16 protein-coding genes and 2 pseudogenes are annotated in these 15,641 nt (G+C 68.4%); 9 read left to right on the top strand and 9 right to left on the bottom strand.

Annotated elements, in window-relative coordinates; translation table 11 throughout:
• Window positions 1–268: 268 nt before the first annotated feature.
• Together ACIBJE_RS21285 and ACIBJE_RS21280 are read left to right on the top strand one after the other, a co-directional pair.
• A complete protein-coding gene (locus ACIBJE_RS21285) occupies window positions 269–1,390 on the top strand; it encodes an IS630 family transposase (RefSeq protein WP_396750871.1) in 1,122 nt (373 codons plus the stop codon).
• 148 nt (window positions 1,391–1,538) lie between these two features.
• On the top strand, window positions 1,539–1,901 hold the full coding sequence (locus ACIBJE_RS21280) for a hypothetical protein (protein WP_396750869.1): 363 nt from the start codon (window positions 1,539–1,541) through the stop codon (window positions 1,899–1,901).
• A 92-nt stretch (window positions 1,902–1,993) separates the two neighbouring features.
• On the opposite strand, the gene ACIBJE_RS21275 is transcribed toward ACIBJE_RS21280, so the two are convergent.
• Window positions 1,994–2,647, bottom strand: a complete 654-nt coding sequence (locus tag ACIBJE_RS21275) for a CGNR zinc finger domain-containing protein (RefSeq protein ID WP_396750868.1) — start codon at window positions 2,645–2,647, stop codon at window positions 1,994–1,996.
• A gap of 91 nt (window positions 2,648–2,738) precedes the next feature.
• On the opposite strand from ACIBJE_RS21275, the gene ACIBJE_RS21270 reads away from it, so the two are divergent.
• Entirely contained in the window at window positions 2,739–3,485 is a 747-nt protein-coding gene (locus tag ACIBJE_RS21270; protein WP_396750866.1) for a metallophosphoesterase, read from the top strand.
• A 2-nt stretch (window positions 3,486–3,487) separates the two neighbouring features.
• Entirely contained in the window at window positions 3,488–4,138 is a 651-nt protein-coding gene (locus tag ACIBJE_RS21265; protein WP_396750864.1) for a LysE family translocator, read from the top strand.
• Between the two features lie 101 nt (window positions 4,139–4,239).
• Here ACIBJE_RS21265 and ACIBJE_RS21260 read toward each other — a convergent pair whose 3' ends face one another.
• Window positions 4,240–5,013, bottom strand: coding sequence for a hypothetical protein (locus ACIBJE_RS21260; RefSeq protein WP_396750862.1), 774 nt, complete (start codon window positions 5,011–5,013; stop codon window positions 4,240–4,242).
• Between the two features lie 42 nt (window positions 5,014–5,055).
• Window positions 5,056–5,586, bottom strand: coding sequence for a pyridoxamine 5'-phosphate oxidase family protein (locus tag ACIBJE_RS21255; RefSeq protein ID WP_396750860.1), 531 nt, complete (start codon window positions 5,584–5,586; stop codon window positions 5,056–5,058).
• 337 nt (window positions 5,587–5,923) lie between these two features.
• Here ACIBJE_RS21255 and ACIBJE_RS21250 point away from each other — a divergent pair, with 337 nt between their 5' ends.
• Window positions 5,924–6,613 carry a hypothetical protein gene (locus tag ACIBJE_RS21250; RefSeq protein WP_396750858.1) on the top strand — a complete coding sequence of 230 codons (690 nt, stop codon included), beginning with the start codon at window positions 5,924–5,926 and terminating at the stop codon, window positions 6,611–6,613.
• A gap of 369 nt (window positions 6,614–6,982) precedes the next feature.
• Here ACIBJE_RS21250 and ACIBJE_RS21245 read toward each other — a convergent pair whose 3' ends face one another.
• Window positions 6,983–7,627 (bottom strand): TetR/AcrR family transcriptional regulator, encoded by a 645-nt coding sequence (locus ACIBJE_RS21245; RefSeq protein ID WP_396750856.1) that lies wholly within the window; start codon window positions 7,625–7,627, stop codon window positions 6,983–6,985.
• A gap of 166 nt (window positions 7,628–7,793) precedes the next feature.
• On the opposite strand from ACIBJE_RS21245, the pseudogene ACIBJE_RS21240 reads away from it, so the two are divergent.
• Window positions 7,794–8,574 (top strand): annotated as a pseudogene (locus tag ACIBJE_RS21240) (transposase family protein).
• A 48-nt stretch (window positions 8,575–8,622) separates the two neighbouring features.
• Here the strand turns inward: ACIBJE_RS21240 and ACIBJE_RS21235 are convergent.
• Window positions 8,623–9,171 carry a GNAT family N-acetyltransferase gene (locus tag ACIBJE_RS21235; RefSeq protein WP_396750854.1) on the bottom strand — a complete coding sequence of 183 codons (549 nt, stop codon included), beginning with the start codon at window positions 9,169–9,171 and terminating at the stop codon, window positions 8,623–8,625.
• 122 nt (window positions 9,172–9,293) lie between these two features.
• On the opposite strand from ACIBJE_RS21235, the pseudogene ACIBJE_RS21230 reads away from it, so the two are divergent.
• From ACIBJE_RS21230 to ACIBJE_RS21220, 3 genes and pseudogenes are all read left to right on the top strand, one after another.
• A pseudogene (locus tag ACIBJE_RS21230) lies at window positions 9,294–9,464 on the top strand (IS5/IS1182 family transposase); the annotation flags it as partial.
• A 26-nt stretch (window positions 9,465–9,490) separates the two neighbouring features.
• Window positions 9,491–10,321 (top strand): ABC transporter ATP-binding protein, encoded by an 831-nt coding sequence (locus tag ACIBJE_RS21225; RefSeq protein ID WP_396750852.1) that lies wholly within the window; start codon window positions 9,491–9,493, stop codon window positions 10,319–10,321.
• Entirely contained in the window at window positions 10,314–11,066 is a 753-nt protein-coding gene (locus tag ACIBJE_RS21220) for an ABC transporter permease (RefSeq protein WP_396750850.1), read from the top strand. The genes ACIBJE_RS21225 and ACIBJE_RS21220 overlap by 8 nt, the downstream gene beginning before the upstream one ends.
• A 64-nt stretch (window positions 11,067–11,130) precedes the next feature.
• Here ACIBJE_RS21220 and ACIBJE_RS21215 read toward each other — a convergent pair whose 3' ends face one another.
• From ACIBJE_RS21215 to ACIBJE_RS21200, 4 genes are all read right to left on the bottom strand, one after another.
• Window positions 11,131–12,306, bottom strand: a complete 1,176-nt coding sequence (locus ACIBJE_RS21215; RefSeq protein WP_396750848.1) for an Ldh family oxidoreductase — start codon at window positions 12,304–12,306, stop codon at window positions 11,131–11,133.
• Window positions 12,307–12,689: 383 nt separating this feature from the next.
• Window positions 12,690–12,887: a hypothetical protein gene (locus tag ACIBJE_RS21210; RefSeq protein ID WP_396750844.1), complete on the bottom strand. Its 198-nt coding sequence runs from the start codon at window positions 12,885–12,887 to the stop codon at window positions 12,690–12,692.
• 25 nt (window positions 12,888–12,912) lie between these two features.
• Window positions 12,913–14,550, bottom strand: a complete 1,638-nt coding sequence (locus ACIBJE_RS21205; RefSeq protein WP_396750842.1) for an ABC transporter permease — start codon at window positions 14,548–14,550, stop codon at window positions 12,913–12,915.
• Entirely contained in the window at window positions 14,547–15,437 is an 891-nt protein-coding gene (locus ACIBJE_RS21200) for an ATP-binding cassette domain-containing protein (RefSeq protein ID WP_396750840.1), read from the bottom strand. Before ACIBJE_RS21200 ends, ACIBJE_RS21205 begins: the two co-directional genes overlap by 4 nt.
• Between the last annotated feature and the right edge of the window lie 204 nt (window positions 15,438–15,641).

Raw genomic sequence — 15,641 nt, 5'->3', positions numbered from 1 at the left:
CGTCCAGGCGCCTGACGCTACTCTCTGCTACCACCGAAAGTGAGCCAGGGCCGTTAACTTGACACTCCCCGTAGCGATGGTCAGCAGGACTCATGGCGGCACGCTAAAACCCTGACGCAGGGGAAAGGTCAAGGCAGGAGGAAGGCGTTGTGTGGCGGATCGGGGAGCTAGTGCCTCGTCTTGGAACGTTGATCGTGTAATCCGCTGGTTCTGAGGATCTGTCGGGCAGGCTGTCTCCCATCGGTTCGACCTTGGGAGGTGGTGGCCGGTGGGTAGACGGCCGGAGGTGTTCGTCCGGCAGGTGTCGATGGCCGAGGGGCAGCGGTTGCAGAAAATCACTCGCACGGCGAAGGACCCGGTGAAGCTGCGGCGGGCGATTGTGGTGCTGATGTCCGCCCAAGGGCAGCCGGCCCCGGACATCGCTCACCTGCTGAAGGTGACCGAGGACTACGTGCGGGACGTGATCCACGCGTTCAACGACAGGGGGTTCAACGCTTTGGACCCAAAATGGAGTGGGGGCGCACCGAGACGGATCGATGAGCAAACCAGAGACTGGATCTGCGTCATCGCCCGGTGCGACCCCCGCTTCCTCGGCCGACCGTTCTCCTGCTGGTCACTTGCCAAGCTGCGCGACTACCTCATCGACGCCGGCCACGTCACCACGATCAGCGTCGAGACCATCCGCCGTGTCCTGCACGAACGAGGAGTCTCCTGGCAGGCCACCAAAACATGGAAGGCCAGCACCGACCCCGACTTCACCACCAAGATGCGCCGGGTCCTGGACCTCTACGACCACCCACCCACCGATGGCCGGGTGATCTGCGTGGACGAGTTCGGGCCGCTGAACCTCCAACCCCGACCCGGCCGCGCCTGGCAGCCTGTCGGGCACCCGGTGCGACTACGCGCCACCTACCGACGTGACCAGGGCGTACGGCACATGATCGCCGCCCTGGACCTGGCCACCGGCAGGCTGCACTACCGCATCCGCGACCGCAAACGATGGGGCGAGTTCCTCGGCTTCCTCAAGACCCTGCGCCGCCGCTGGCCCGACCAGCACCTCTACCTGATCTGCGACAACTTCTCCCCGCACAGGCATCCCGAGGTCCGTACTTGGTGCGCCGCCAACCAGGTCGACCTGGTGTTCCTGCCGACGTATGCGTCCTGGCTGAACTGGATCGAGGCAGAGTTCGCCGCCGTGCGCTACTTCGCGCTCAACGGCACCGACCTCCGCAGCCACGGTGAGCAGGACGCCGCAATCGGCGCCTACATCCGCTGGCGCAACCAACACACCCGACCGAAATCCGGGTTCGCGATCAACTCCAGATCCGCCACCCGGATTACCCGTTCAAGGCTGCATGACGAGGCACTAGCGCGGATGGCCGGGGTATGAGAGGGAGGTTCGAAGGCCTTTGAGTTGATCTATGCGCTGCATCCGCTTGAGGGGTCTTCCGGTGAGTCTGTTGTGGATGGTTGCCCTTGGTGTCAGGGAATGTGAATCCTGGTCGTGCCCGTCGGGCGGCAGCGGTGTTAGGCCGGTCATGGGTGATCGAAAGCCGTATCCCAGCGATGTCACCGACACCGCACTCACCGCTGAGCTCGCCCGGGTCGACACCGAGCTGGCCGACCTGGCGACCACCCGCACCACCCTGCGCACCCTCGCCGCCGCCAAGTTCACCGCCGACGACCCGACCATCGCCAGTGCCCCCTACCAGCAGATCCTGGAAGCCCTCGCCACCACACCCACCGGCATGCGGGCGAAGGCCATCTGCCTCGCGCTCGGCGTCGAGCCCTCACCGAAGCACGTCGAAAGCACCCGCGCGAAGCTGAAACGCATGGTCAACCGCCGGATCCTGACCGAAGACGAGCCCGGCATATTCACCCTCGCCCAGAAACGGAACTAACCTTCCAAACCGCCCTCTCAGCGAAGGTGATCCGGGCGGAGGCTGGCGCCACTGCGCGATGATTACCACCGCCGGTCGTTCGCGGGGCATGATCAACGGGTCGGTCCACTTGCCGCGGAGGTGGGTAGGTTGGGGTCGTCCGATGGGTTCGCCGCGTGGCGTTGGTAGTGCCGGGACACGCGGGCGCGGTTGCCGCAGGACGGTTTGCACCACGCCTGGCGCGGATGTTCCTTGACGAAGTAACGCACGCAGCGCGGCGCCGGGCAGGCGAGCAGTTGGGCGTGGGCCGGGCTGGCGAGGAACTCGATTGCGGCCCGGGCCAGCCCCGCTGTGAGCCGCAGTCGGGCGTCGGCCGGCGCGCAGTGCCAGGCAACCGTTGGTGTCGACTCGTCCGGCCAGTCCAGCACGGGCCGGACCGGCAGCCGCCCGGCGGCCTGGTTGAGTTGCTCGATGGCGTCCGGCACGGGAAGCAGTGTTGCGGAGTCGGCCCGGCTCGGTGGTCCGGGGCGGACCGCGTGCGCGAAGAGGGTACGCACGGCGTGTCGCAGCGCGACCACGTCGAGGCGGAGTTGTTCGTCGGGCGTGCCGGCGTGCAGCCCGGGCTCGGCGGCGTACTCCCGCAGAGGTTCGGCGTGCTCCCGGAGCCAGGTTGTCAGTCCGGTGACGTCGGCTAGGTCGTCGGCGACGCCTCCGTTGCCGTCGTGTCGGATGGTGCTGGCCAGGGCGAGCACGAGCTGCTGTGACATCGGGCCTCCTCCGGTACCTGCTTGTCTGGCCCAGCTTGCCGAGTGTAGCGTCCCCTAATGCCAATGATAAGAACAACCATTAGGGAACGTCTTGCTCGTCATCGCGCACCTCAGTGACACGCACCTCGACAGCCATCCCCGGTCGGCCGAACGGACCGCCCGGGTGATGGACTACCTGCACGCCCTGCCGCGACCGGTTGACGCGATCCTGATCAGCGGGGACATCGCCGACCACGGCGAGGTGGCCGAGTACCAGACTGCCGCGAAGCTCTTCGCGTCCCCGCTGCCGGTCATGGTCTGTCCCGGCAACCACGATGTCCGCGACGCGTATCGCAAGGGTCTGCTCGGTGACGCCGCCGGCGGCAGCGGCCCGATCAACACCCGGTACGACCTCGCCGGCGCGGTCTTCCTGCTCGCGGACTCGTCGATTCCGGGTGAGGACGACGGTCACCTCGACGCGGAGACCATGGACTGGCTCGCCGATCAACTCGGCTCGGTGCCGGCCGAGACACCGGTCTTCGTCTCCTTCCATCACCCGCCGGTCGAACTGCATCACCCCGTCATCGATCCGATCCGGTTGCTTCCCGCCGAGCCGCTGGCCGCACTGATGGACGCCCATCCGCAGGTTGTCGCGGTACTCACCGGGCACTTCCATACCGCCGCCGCGAGCACCTTCGCCGGCCGGCCACTGCGGATCGCGCCCGGCGTCGTCTCCACGCTCCGGCTGCCCTGGGAGGGTGATGGGCCGCTGGTCGACGTGCGGCAGCCGCCCGGGGTGGCGTTCCACGTCTACGACGATGCGGGGCTGCTGACCACCCACTATCGGGTGGTGGTCTGAGGATGCAGGGGATCTCCGTACTCGGCTTCCTGGTCGCCCTCGCGCCGATCACCATGACGCCAGGGGCCAGTCTGACCCTGGTCGTATCGCGGGTCGCCACCGGTGGGCGCCGGCAGGGTTGGTGGGTGATCCTGGGTACGGTCACCGGGATCTACGTGCACGCGACTCTCGCAGCCGTCGGCCTCGCCGCGCTGGTGCTGCGCTCGTCGCAGGCGTTCTGGATTGTGAAGCTGATCGGCGCTGGCTATCTGGTCGGACTCGGTCTGTGGCTGCTCTGGTCGGCGACCCGTCGCCGGCACCCGACCGGCTCGGCCACACCGAAGGACCTGGCCGCCCGCCGGCCTCGGCGGCTGCCGTGGCGCGGGCACCACCCGTACCTCCAAGGGCTGCTCGGTAATGTGCTCAACCCCAAGGCTGCCGCCGTGTATCTGACCCTTGCCCCGCAGTTCCTCGACTCGTACCGCTCGGTGCTGATTCCGATGTTGGTGCTGGCCTCGGCGCACGCGGTGCTGCACACCTGCTGGCTCGCTGGCTGGACCGTCATCTCGGGTGCGGCGGCCCGGCTGCTGCGTACTCTCCGGGTGCGCCGGGCGCTCGACCGGCTGACCGGCGCGATCCTGGTCGGTCTCGGTATCCGTGCCGCAGCAGGTTGAGGGCGGATCAGGTGCGGATCAGATTCAGTGGGAACGGATCAACTGTCCCGGCTCGCTGCAGTTGATGCATAAGCGTCCTTCTGACCTGGGGTGCATCAGTTTCATTGAGCCGTCCATGCTGGGTGCGGCCCAGTGAATCTGATGTTCCTAGAAACCAGGGCGTGACCCCGGATGGGGTTCGGACGGGCGTAGGTTTCGAGCCAGTCGGCGAGCATGCTGTGGTGGTGGGGATGCCAGGTGTCGCGGGCTTTCGGACCAGTCGAGGCGGTTGCCGAACTCGGCGTAGGCGCGGGCTCGGGTCGTTTGGTAGGCGACCCGGTCTGCCAGTGCTGTCCGACGAACACGCTCGCTGCGGAGACGATCTCCGGGTAAGTCGCGGCGTGGAACGCGGGATCCTCCGCGTGGTGCCGCTCCCTGCCCGGATGCAGGATAGCCAGACGCGGGCCTTGAACGTGACCGAGGTAGCGACCGTGGATGTATTCCCAGCAGTCGAACGCGGCTCTGGTGGCGATGAGGAGGGCGACCTGGCCGTGACGGCGGACGAGCCGCCGGTGGTGGATCTGTGCTGACTTGATCTCTGGGAGGTGCCGTATGTCGATGGCGTTGTCGGTGACGGGCCAAGCGGTGGCTGCGGGTGCTCGGGTGCCGAGCCAGAGGTTGTGCTTGACGCAGGCGGCGACGTGGTGGGGGTAGTAGCGGTGGACCGGGCCGCCCCGGTGCCGGCGGACGCAGGGTGGGCAGGCTGGTCGGGGGAACGCCTGGAGCAGCCACCAGTGTGGTGCGGGTTGGCGTGGTTCGGGCAGCAGGAGCCGGAGTTGGCGGGTGGAATGGCCGGTGAGGGCACTGAGTTTGTCGAGGTTGAGGGTCCGCGTCATCTCTCATCACGTGGCTGGTCACGATGCGGCCCGTGCTGCGGATCAGGACTGGGGCGCCGCAGTGAGCTTCGCGATGTCGGGGGCGTAGACGGTCATCCAGTGCGGATGTAGCCGGTAGTAGACCACGTCGTTTTCCCAGTCGAAGAAGTCGTCGCCGTAGAAGTCCTTGAAGTACGCGAGCAGGTCGGGCCAGTCCGCGGCCGGCTCGCCGTCCTGGGGGTTGAGGATCTCCACCTTGCCGTGTGTGAACACGCCTAGGTCCTCACCGCGCATATGCGCGGCGCTGACGGCGGGCCGCGCCGCGAGATGGCGCGCCTTGGCGGCGTTGCGCGCCGTGCCGAAGTGCCACTTCCCGTGCAGGAAGTGCCCGTCCACACCGCTGATCCGTGGCTCGCCCTTCGCCGTCACGGTGGACAGGGCGAGGGTGCGCATGCCGGTGAGGACCTGGGTGAGCTGCTCCGCGGTCAGTGTGCTTTCAGTCTTGATGATCGAGCGGAGGTGCGAGGTGGAGCGGGAGAGGGAGGCGTCAAGGAGGGCCTGAAGCTCTTGGAGATCTTCTGAAGTTTCGCGCATGGAGGTCCTTATCTATCCCATATGTATTCGTGGTGCCCAGTCCGCGCCATCGACGCCGACCGGTGAAGCCATACTCGACCCAAAGTCTGACACCTTGTGTCATATTTCTTCCTCTGTCTTGCGGACATCACCGCCCCGGTAATCATCGGCAGGATGCCCGGCCATGGATCCCCTAACGGGACGCCAGCACAGACGCCGATGGCCGAGCCCCACACCACCTACCAAGATCCACTATTTGGCCCCTGGTGTCGCCGTTCTTACCAACACCCCAGTAACGCCCGTAGCGCCGCCGCCAGCCCACGCTCCACGTCGTTAACCGCCGCCGCCTCCAGACAACATGTCGCTGCCGTCGACCATCACCTACGGCACGGACAACAACGTCCGTACCCTCATCTACGACCGGCTGCAGCGCCTGACCACGGACACCTTGCGTACGGCGAACGGCACGACGACTCTCGGGTCGATCACCTACGGCTACGATCCGAACGGCAACATGAACTCCAAGGTGACCACCGGATTCGCCGGAGCGTCATCGAACACCTACGGCTACGACCTCGCCGACCGGCTGACTTCCTGGACCCGCGGCAGCACGGTCACCGCATACGCGTACGACGGCTCAGGCAACCGAACCCAGGCCGGAGCGAAAGCGTTCACCTACGACGCCCGGAACCGGCTCACCGCCCAGACCGGGGTCGGCTCGTACGTCTACACCCCACGCGGCACGCTGCGTCAGACGACATCCGGCAGCGTCATCGAGCCTTCCCTGGCCCGCTTCGCCGCGACACACGCCAGTTGGCGAGGGACCACCGTCGAACTCGAAGACCTGCTCGTCAGCCTCGCCGACAAGATCTGGAAAGCCAAGCGCGTCCCCGACCTCGAACAACTCGTCGTCGACCGGCTCGCCGCCGCTTCCGGACAGGAGCCCTGGCAGACTTTCCTCAACCTCGACGACCACCTCGACAAGATCGCGGCGGACGCGGACCATCTGCTCGCCTTCCAGAACGGCTATCCCACCGCGACCGCCTGAGACGTACCGAGCCGAGTCCGGCAACCTAAACGAACTGGCTCCGCCCCAAACGATCTTCCGTGGTCGATTTGGCGTCGGTGATTGCCCGGCACCAATTCATCCGCGATAGACAGGAGACTTTCAGAAATAGGAGCTTCGTTGGGGTGCGGTAGCTTGTCAAGGCTCGCCGGGCGATGCAGAAGCCGCTTCCTGGCCGTTCGTGCTGGCAACAAACGGCCAGCAGTGAAATGACATCGCCGCGCCACGGGTGCGGTTCGGGCGGGACGTAATCTCGGTCGCGTGCGAGGCGACGTGCGAGGTGAAGCCTCGCCCGGGACGGGCGGGCCGGGGGCCGGGGCGTCGAGGCTGCCGATCCGCGTCCCGGGGTGCTCAGCCGGCCGGGCGCGCCGCGCCGACGGTGCTGATCATCGTGATCAGGTTGTCCAGGTCCGCGTCGAACTCGGCATCCCAGTCCACGGGGGCGTCCAGGTGCTCGGCGAGCCGTTGGTGCCCGGGCAGCCGGTCGGAGGGGAGTTGCGCGCGGCGCGCGGCCGTGTCCAGCGATCCCGCGGAGAAGCGTCCGCTGACGGTCGACATGGCGAAGCCGAGGATAAATGTGCTGATCATGCGTTCCAGTCGGGGTGCCTGTTCCGGCCGGACACCGGCCCGTAGCAGCGCCTGCAACAGCACGTCGACGAATTCCACGGCCCCCGGGTCCACGGCCGGACGACTGTACAGCAGGGGAAAGACTGCGGGATGACGCCGGGCGATGTCCAGGGCGTTGTGAGCCAGCGCGCGGATCTGGTCCTGCCAGCTCAGAGTCGGGTCGGGTCGTGCGGTCTCGGTGAGCAACCGTCCGGCCAGGGCGTCGAGCAGTTCGCCCTTGCTGCGGAAATAGCCGTACAGCGCCATGGGTGTCAGGCCCATCCGTTCGGCAACGGCGCGCATGGACAGCGCTCCCAGCCCTTGTGCGTCGGCAACAGCGAGGGCTGCGTCGAGGACTTCGGCCTGACGGGTCGTCTTGAGTCGGCGCATTGCGCCAGTCTATAACGTAGACTATGGTCTACGGCATATATTGAGGTCTTTTCATCGTGATGGCCCTGATCACGGTGGGGGCGGGAAGTCATGTGTCGACATAGGACGAGGCTCCCGGTAAGACAGCAGTCGACCAAGATCCGATGCCCCAACCGGAAGCCTCGCCATGCTGTCTTACCCGTCCGCGATCGCGCTGTCCAGCCGCACCCTGAACCACCTCGCCGACCTCATCCGCGCCGAACGCGCCCGACGCCGAGGCCGGTGGCGGCGCCTCGACGCCGGCCGGCAGGCCCTGCTCGCCCTGGCCCATCTGCGTAACGGGGACACCATCACCCGTCTGGCCTGCGGCTTCGCGGTCAGCGTCACGACAGCCTGGCGGTACGTCCGGGAAGCCATCGACCTGCTCGCCGAGCACGCCGAGGACCTGAACGCAGCCGTCCGGCGTGTCGCCCGGCTCGCGTACGCGATCCTCGACGGCACCCTCATCCCCATTGACCGGGTCGCCGACCAGAAGCCGTACTACTCCGGGAAGCACAAACGCCACGGGGTCAACGTGCAGATCATCGCGGACTGCAAAGGGCGCCTCGTCTGGGCCTCGCCCGCCCTGCCCGGTGCCGTGCATGACCTGACCGCCGCCCGCACGCACGGCCTGATCGACGCCCTGGCCAGCGCCAACGTGATGACCTTCGCTGACAAGGCATACCAAGGCGCCGGCGCGGCATCCGCACGCCGTTCAAGCACCGCAGGTACCGGCCTGGACTGTCCCGCCGGCAGAAGACCGTCAACCGTCACCATGCCAAGATCCGTGCCGTCGGCGAACGCGCCGTCGCTACCCTGAAGGGCTGGAAAATCCTGGCCAACTCCGCTGCTGCCCCCGACGCGCCGCCAAGATCGTCCAGGCCATCCTTGTCCTACACCACGCCCGGACCAGCCGAAACCCACGATGAAGAGAACTCGCTTCACCGGAAACCCGGTGAACGTTAGTGGACACAGCACTAGCCGTGCCATTGCTCCGCGAGCAGTCCGTAAATCAGAGTGTCAGCCCACTCGCCTTTGATCCAGTAGTCCTGGCGCAGGTGTGCTTCCTTGACCATGCCCACACGTTGGCACAGTCGCGCCGATGCCTCGTTCCGTGCATCGAGTCGAGCAATGACTCGGTGCATGCCGCAGTGCTTGAAGGCCACGTCGACAAGGGCTCGGACTGCCTCTGCGGCAAACCCGCGTCCCGACACGGACGGATGGAAGATCCAGCCCATCTCACCTCGAGACAGCGTTTCGTCGGCCGGCCACAGAACAACATCGCCGACGACCTCGCCCTTGTGCTCAACCACCAGCGCCAGCACGGAGTCCATCCCGGTAACACCCAAGCCATGAATGCGCTTGGCCACCTGCTCAGCCGCGTGCTCACGCGACCACGGTTCCCACGGAACGTAGCGCGCAACGAGCGGGTCCCCGTAGTAGGCAAGCAAGGCATCCACATCATTCAGCCGGTACTGCCGAAGAAGCAGTCGCTCGGTACGTATCGGCAGTGCCAGCTCAGACATGTTGCCTCAGCACCTTCCTCTACTCACGGGGGTGATCGACGGCCACCATACGGATTCGTGCCAACCACGTGCCAGTAGCCGGCACCCCGGACGGTCGCCAGGCGCCCTGGACTGTCCCGCCGGCAGAAGACCGTCACCACACCAAGATCCGCGCCGTCGGCGAACGCGCCGTCGCTACCCTCAAGGGCTGGAAAATCCGGGCCAAACTCCACTGCTGCCCCCGACGCGCCACCAAGATCGTCCAGGCCATCCTCGTCCTACACCGCGCCCGGACCAGCCGAAAACCACGATGAAAAGAACTCATTGGAGAGGGTCAGCCATGTTAGAGGCAACCGACCTCGTCAAGCGGCACGGCCGTGTCCCTGCGCTCGACGGATTCACCCTGCACGTACGCCCCGGCGAAATCGTCGGTCTGGTCGGGCACAACGGCGCCGGGAAGACCACCTTCGTCGACATCGTGTCCGGCCTCGTTCGTCTCGACGCCGGACGGGTCAGGATCGGGACGAAGAGTCCCCGGGAGGCCCGGGGTGACGTCGGTACCGCCTCGCAGCAGATCGCCCTCTATCCCTCCGCCACGGTGCGCGAACACCTGCGCCTGTTCGGCCGGCTGTCCGGGCTGCGTGGCACGGCGCTGCGGGTGGCGATCGACGAGGTGGTCGCCGCCATGCGGCTCGCCCCGTTCCTGGACCGGCAGGTCGGCGTGCTCTCCGGCGGCCAGCAGCGACGGAGCCAGGCCGCAACGGCCCTGTTGCACCGACCGGGACTGCTGCTGCTCGACGAGCCGACGGCGGGAGCCGACCCCGAAACCAGGCAGGCGCTGCTCGACGTGCTGCGAGACCGTGCACGCCAGGGCGCCGCCATCGTCTACACGACCCACTACCTTCCCGAGGTCACCGAGCTGCAGGCCACGATCGGGGTGGCGCGCGAGGGCCGGATCATCGCCCGCGGCAACAGCGAGCAACTGCTGGCCGGGCTGGCCGGGGAGGTCCGACTATCGCTCCTGCAGCAGGAGATCCGGGTGAGCACGAAGAACCCCGCCCAGACGCTGGTCGAGCTACTGAGCGGCCTTCGCGAGCCGGTCCGCAGCATCGACGTGCGCAATCCCTCCCTCGACAACCTGTACCGATCCCTGGCGGTGACCGATGCGTGACTCCTTCTCCCGGGTCGCGGTGCTGGCCCGGCACAACATGATCCTGCGGCTGCGTGACCCGGGGCAGATCATCAGCTACCTGGCCATGCCCATGGTGCTCATGCTGGCGTTCAAGCCGCTCTACGTACGCACTCTGGAGCGCGGGCCGATCCAGGTGGTGACCGGGATGCTGGTCATTTTCTCGGTCCTGTCCATGGCCATCGTGGGCACGGCGATGCTCACCGAACGGACCTGGCGCACCTGGGACCGGCTCCGGTGCACCCGAGCGTCGGCGGTGGAGCTGCTACTCGGCAAGGCGCTGCCGGTCTTCGCCGTCCTCATCGTCCAGCAGGGCGTGCTGCTGGTGTACGGCATGGTCGTGATCGGCATGCCGGTGCCCGACTCCGTCGGACTGCTTCTTGCGGCGGTGATGGTCTGGGGGTTCGTGCTGCTCTCCCTGGGGTCGGCTCTGGCGGCGGTCGTCCGCAGCCACGGTGAGCTCGGCGCCATCTGCGACATCAGTGCGCTGGTGCTCAGCGCGCTGGGCGGAGCGTTCGTACCAACCAGCATGATGCCGGATTGGTTGCAGGCGGTCGCACCCGTTTCCCCCGGCTACTGGGCTCCGTCCCTGCTGGACTCCGCGATCGACGGGCGGGTGACGGGAATGCTGATGCCCGCCGCGATCCTGCTCTGCATCGGTGTGGCGGCGGCCGCCCTCGCGGTCCGGCGGCTCACCCACGGCTGGGGGCGCTCGACGGTGCTCTGACGGCGCCGGCTCCCGGAAGGGCGCGGAGCGAGGTCGCCTCGTGGATACCAGGTAGGGAGTCACTTCAGCAGGAACTCAGTGGTGCTGTACCCAGAGGTTCTGCTCGACGTAGACGCCGCGGTCTCGCTGACGGTCGATCCAGACCAGGTTCAGCGCGTCCGGTACGACGTATTCGCGCGTGACCGCGAAGACCACGCCGGTCGCCGTCACGGGGGGAGGGGGGTATGACGCCCAGCCCGGCGGCGGCCGTGCACAGGGACCGCCAGACGGCGTCGGGGAGGGTGACACCCGGGGCCGATTCGCGGGCCCGCTGTTCCGGTTCGCCCGGCACCAGCACCTCCGCCGTCTCGGCAGCACCCGGTACCGACTTGAGCCGCTGCACCGTGGAGTCCACGAACTGGTGCAACTGCGCGGGTGGTCGGATCCGGCCGGGGTCGACGGCGAGCACGAAAAGGCAGCTCGACCGCTCACCGCCACCGAACCTGTCGCCCGCGCTGAGCCCGACGGCGAGCAGTTCGGCGATCAGGGCGAGCGCGGATCCCTTGTGGCCGCCGAAGGGCAACAGGTGCCCTCCGGTGAAGAAGTCCTCCAGCCGGGTGGTCGGCTGCCCCTGCTCGTCGAGCAACCACCCCGGGGGCACGGTCTCCGCGCCGGCGGCCCGAGCGATCTGCAGCTTGCCGATCGAGACCACACTCGTCGCGTAGTCGAGCACCACCGGTGGCTCGCCGGCAGCGCGGGGGACCGCCCAGGTCACCGGGTTCGTGGCCATCGCTCCGGAGGCGCCACCGTGCGGGGCCACCTTCCACGGTCCCTGCCCTTCGCCACCGGTCAGCATCCCGATGAGGCCGGCTGCGGCGATGAGTTCGGACCAGCCGCCCAGGCGGCCCGTGTGGTGGGCGTGGGAGACCACGACGGCCGCCAGCCCGCAGTGTCCGGCCTTGTCCAGCACCAGGTCCACGGCGAGCCGGGCGGCCAGGTGTCCGTAGCCGCCGGCACCGTCGAGCACAGCGGTGGCGGGGCCGTCGTCGACGACGAACGGCCGTGCGGGGGGCTTCAGCCGGCCCAGTTCGATGTCGCGGAGATAGGAGGGGAGCTTGAGCACCCCGTGCGAGCCGTGCCCGGCGAGGTCGGCACCGATCAGGGAGTCGGCGACGACGTCGGCGATATCGTCCGGTGTGCCGGCCCGGCCCAGCAGGTCCAGGACCAGTCGACGAAGATCTTGCGCGGCGATGAGGGGCATCGATGTCCTTGTTCGATCGGTCCGACCCGGGTGGTGGCTCCTACGGCAGGCGGCGTCAGGCGATCGGCCGATGTCGGCGGCAGGGGTCCCACCACCCGTCCGGCCCCGCGCGCACCCGGCGGCGGGCATCGGTCGACCGTCGGTGACTGTTCTTAACCCATCGCCCACCCTCATGGCAATGATGGTGGCCAATATTGTGGGAATCGCTCGCCGCCGACATCGTGTCTTGCACATGGGGCGGCGGCCGGCGTCGGTCGACAAGACCATTCGGCGGGGCAGCCGCTGCCCAACTGATGCCCGAAGGGCCGGCCGCGCCCGATGAACGGCCTCGACCCCGCCTCGCCCCGCTGGCGCCACCCGGGACCGGACGTGGCGCAACCGGCTCAGCCCCGTCCGGCCGTGGCTTCGGCGGGATGGCCGGTGAGCAGCGTCTGCACGCGGTCGATGTCCAGGGCCAACAGGAGGGTCGGCAGGCGTGGGCCGGTGTCTCGGTGCACCAGCAGCCGGTAGAGCAGATTGAAGAACGCTCGCTGGGCCGCCTTTAGCTCCGGGGTGGGCTTCGTGTCCAGCGGCAATCCCAACTGCCGCTTCGGCAGATCGGGCTGTTCAGGTGCGTAGGTCGCGGTACTGGTATCCGATGGCACCCGTGACGGCGAGGGCGCCGGCGGTGATGAGCATGCCGATGGCTCCGGGCCAGTTGGGTGCTACGTCGGGCACCGAGGCGAGGTGCGTGAACGGGGACAGCGTGCCGACCCAGTGGGGGGCGCCGGTGCTGTCGGCGATGACCTGGAGGAGGAAACCGCCTGCGGCGGGTAGGGCGCCGACGAGCGGAACCGCGCGGGGGAGCCAGCCGAGAGCGAAGATCGCGGCGCCGAGACAGAGCGCCGCGATCGGCAGGATGTTCACGGCGCCGGCGAGTGCCGCCCCGAGGTGCAGGCGTGCGCCTGTGCTTGTCGCGCCGATCCAGGTGGCGAGCCCGGACGTGACGGTGATTGCTACGGCACCGGTTGCGGTGATGACGGCTTCGGCGGTGAGGAGTCGGAGCCGGGTGACGGGTCCGGCGTAGATGAGGGTGAGCTGGCGGTCGGTTTCGGCGGTGGCGGTGGCGGCAACGTGTACGGCGGCGAAGATTCCGGCGGGGATGGCGAGCAGCGCGAACATGGCCGCCGCGTAGCCCTCGACCGAGCCGAGTCCGGCGAAGCCGGCCTGTGCGGCGAGGTCGGCGAACTGCCGGTTGTCGGCGAGGAAGTCGGTCATGGAGACCGCGAGCAGTCCGATGAGGAGGTAGTAGGCGCCGACGCCGGCAGTCCAGCCGGTGAGGGGGCGTAGCAGGCGGCGGAGGGCGAACGCGGGGATCGAGCCGAGTAGGCGCAGTCGTGGCGCGCGTCCGGTGCGGGGTGCGAGCCAGCCGCCGCGGACGTCGCGGTGCGTGGCGGTCGCGGGGATGGCGGCGAGCAGGGCGGACGCGGCCAGGGCCAGCACCACCAGCGGCAGGACCCGGTTGTCGTGGTAGGGCCGGGAGAGGGCGGTGAGCCCGAACGGGGAGAGCCAGCGCAGCCATCCGAGTGCGTCGACGCCGTCACCGATCATCCGCGCGAGTAGGCCGGCGCCGAGCAGCGCGACGGTGGCTCCGCTCGCGGTGGGGCGGTTCGGGAAGATCTGCGCCGCGAGGGTGCCGGCGGCGGCGAAGAACACGCCGACCAGCGCGACGCCGGCCCCGTGGAGTGCCGCACCGGCCGGCGGGGTGCCGGTGGCGGTGAGGGCGGTCGCGGTGGCGAACCCGGCGAGCAGGGCGGCGGTGACGATCACGGTGGCGTGGCGCATCACGACGGTGGAGAGGGGGATCCTGCCGGCCAGTAGCAGGTCCCAGTGGCCGGCGTCTTCGGCGCCTCGGGTGATCCGGGTGGCGGTGAGCAGGGCCCAGACCCCGATCAGGACGGCGAGGATGGTGCCGGTGCGCCATACGGTGAAGCCGCCTGCGGAGTCGAGGGCGACCGGCTGCCCGAACAGGGTGCGGATCGCCGGGTTCTCGGCCAGTGCGGCGAGGGCGGCGGCGTCCATGCTGGTGCCGACGGTGCTGGCGTAGGTGGTGGCGACCATCGCCGACATGCCGCCGGCGAGGATGATGACGATGATCGCCCCGCGTCGGATCTGACGGACAGCCAGCCAGGTCAGGGCGTGTCTCGCGCTGGCATCCCCGGTTATCCGTGCGGCCTGCGGTGCCGGCGTGTCGACGGCGGTCACCGGGACACCTCGTTGTAGTAGTCGAGGAAGATCTCCTCGAGTGTCGGTTCGTGGATCGTCAGGGCGGTCACGTCCGCCGTGGCCAGGGTCCGCAGGGCTGGCGCGGGCGGGCCGGTGAGGGTGAACCGTAGTCGCGCGGGCCCGACCCGCTCGACCGCCTCGACACCGGGCACCCCGTTCAGCTGCGGTGCGGTGCCGGCGAAGGTGATCTCGACCTGGCTGCGGTGCAGTCGTCGGAGGTCCGCGACGTCGGCGATCTCCACGAGCTTGCCGGCGCGCAGGATCGCGACCCGGTCGCACACGGTCTCGACCTCGGCGAGTTGGTGGGAGCTGAGGAACACCGTCTGTCCCCGCTCGCGGGCCTGCGCCACCGCGCGCTGGAACTCCCGTTCCATCAACGGGTCCAGGCCGCTGGTCGGCTCGTCGAACACCAGCAGTGGGGCACGGGTGGCGAAGGCCGCCACCAGGGCCACCTTCTGCCGGTTCCCGGTCGAGTACGTCCGGCCGGGTTTCGACACGTCCAGCGCGAACCGCTCGACCAACTCGTCCCGGTAGCCCCGGTCGACACCGGGTCCGGTGCGACCCAACAGTTCCAGGGTCTCGGCGCCGGTCAGCTGCGGCCACAGCGCCACGTCGGCGGGCACGTACGCCAACGACCGGTGCGCGGTGCGCACGTCCTGGGCGTCGGTGTCGAAGATCCGGGCATGCCCTGCCGTCGGTCGGGCCATGCCGAGCAGCAGGCGGATCGTGGTGGACTTGCCGGCACCGTTCGGGCCGAGGAACCCGAACACCGACCCGGTGGGCACGGCGAGGTCGAGCGCGTCGAGCGCGAGGAGTCGCCCGTAGCGCTTGGTGAGACCTTCGGTGCGAATAGCGAACGTATCCACGGGAGCCTTCTTCGGTCGGCGCGATATGACGACTGCCGACCAGACTTCCCGGCGCTCCTTGACGGAGCGTACGCCCGAAGGCAGCCGATAGGAAGCGTGTGTCAGGTAGACGTAGGGCGGTCAGCGCCGCGGGCTGCCCGCCTCGTACGCATCGGGGGACGCCCTGACATGAGCGGATGTCGGCCGTCTTCGCCCGAGTGCGGA

Source organism: Micromonospora sp. NPDC050187, from assembly GCF_044459745.1.
GTDB lineage: Bacteria > Actinomycetota > Actinomycetes > Mycobacteriales > Micromonosporaceae > Micromonospora.
Note: the sequence above shows the minus strand (reverse complement) of the source record. Positions and strands in the feature narration are given on the sequence as shown.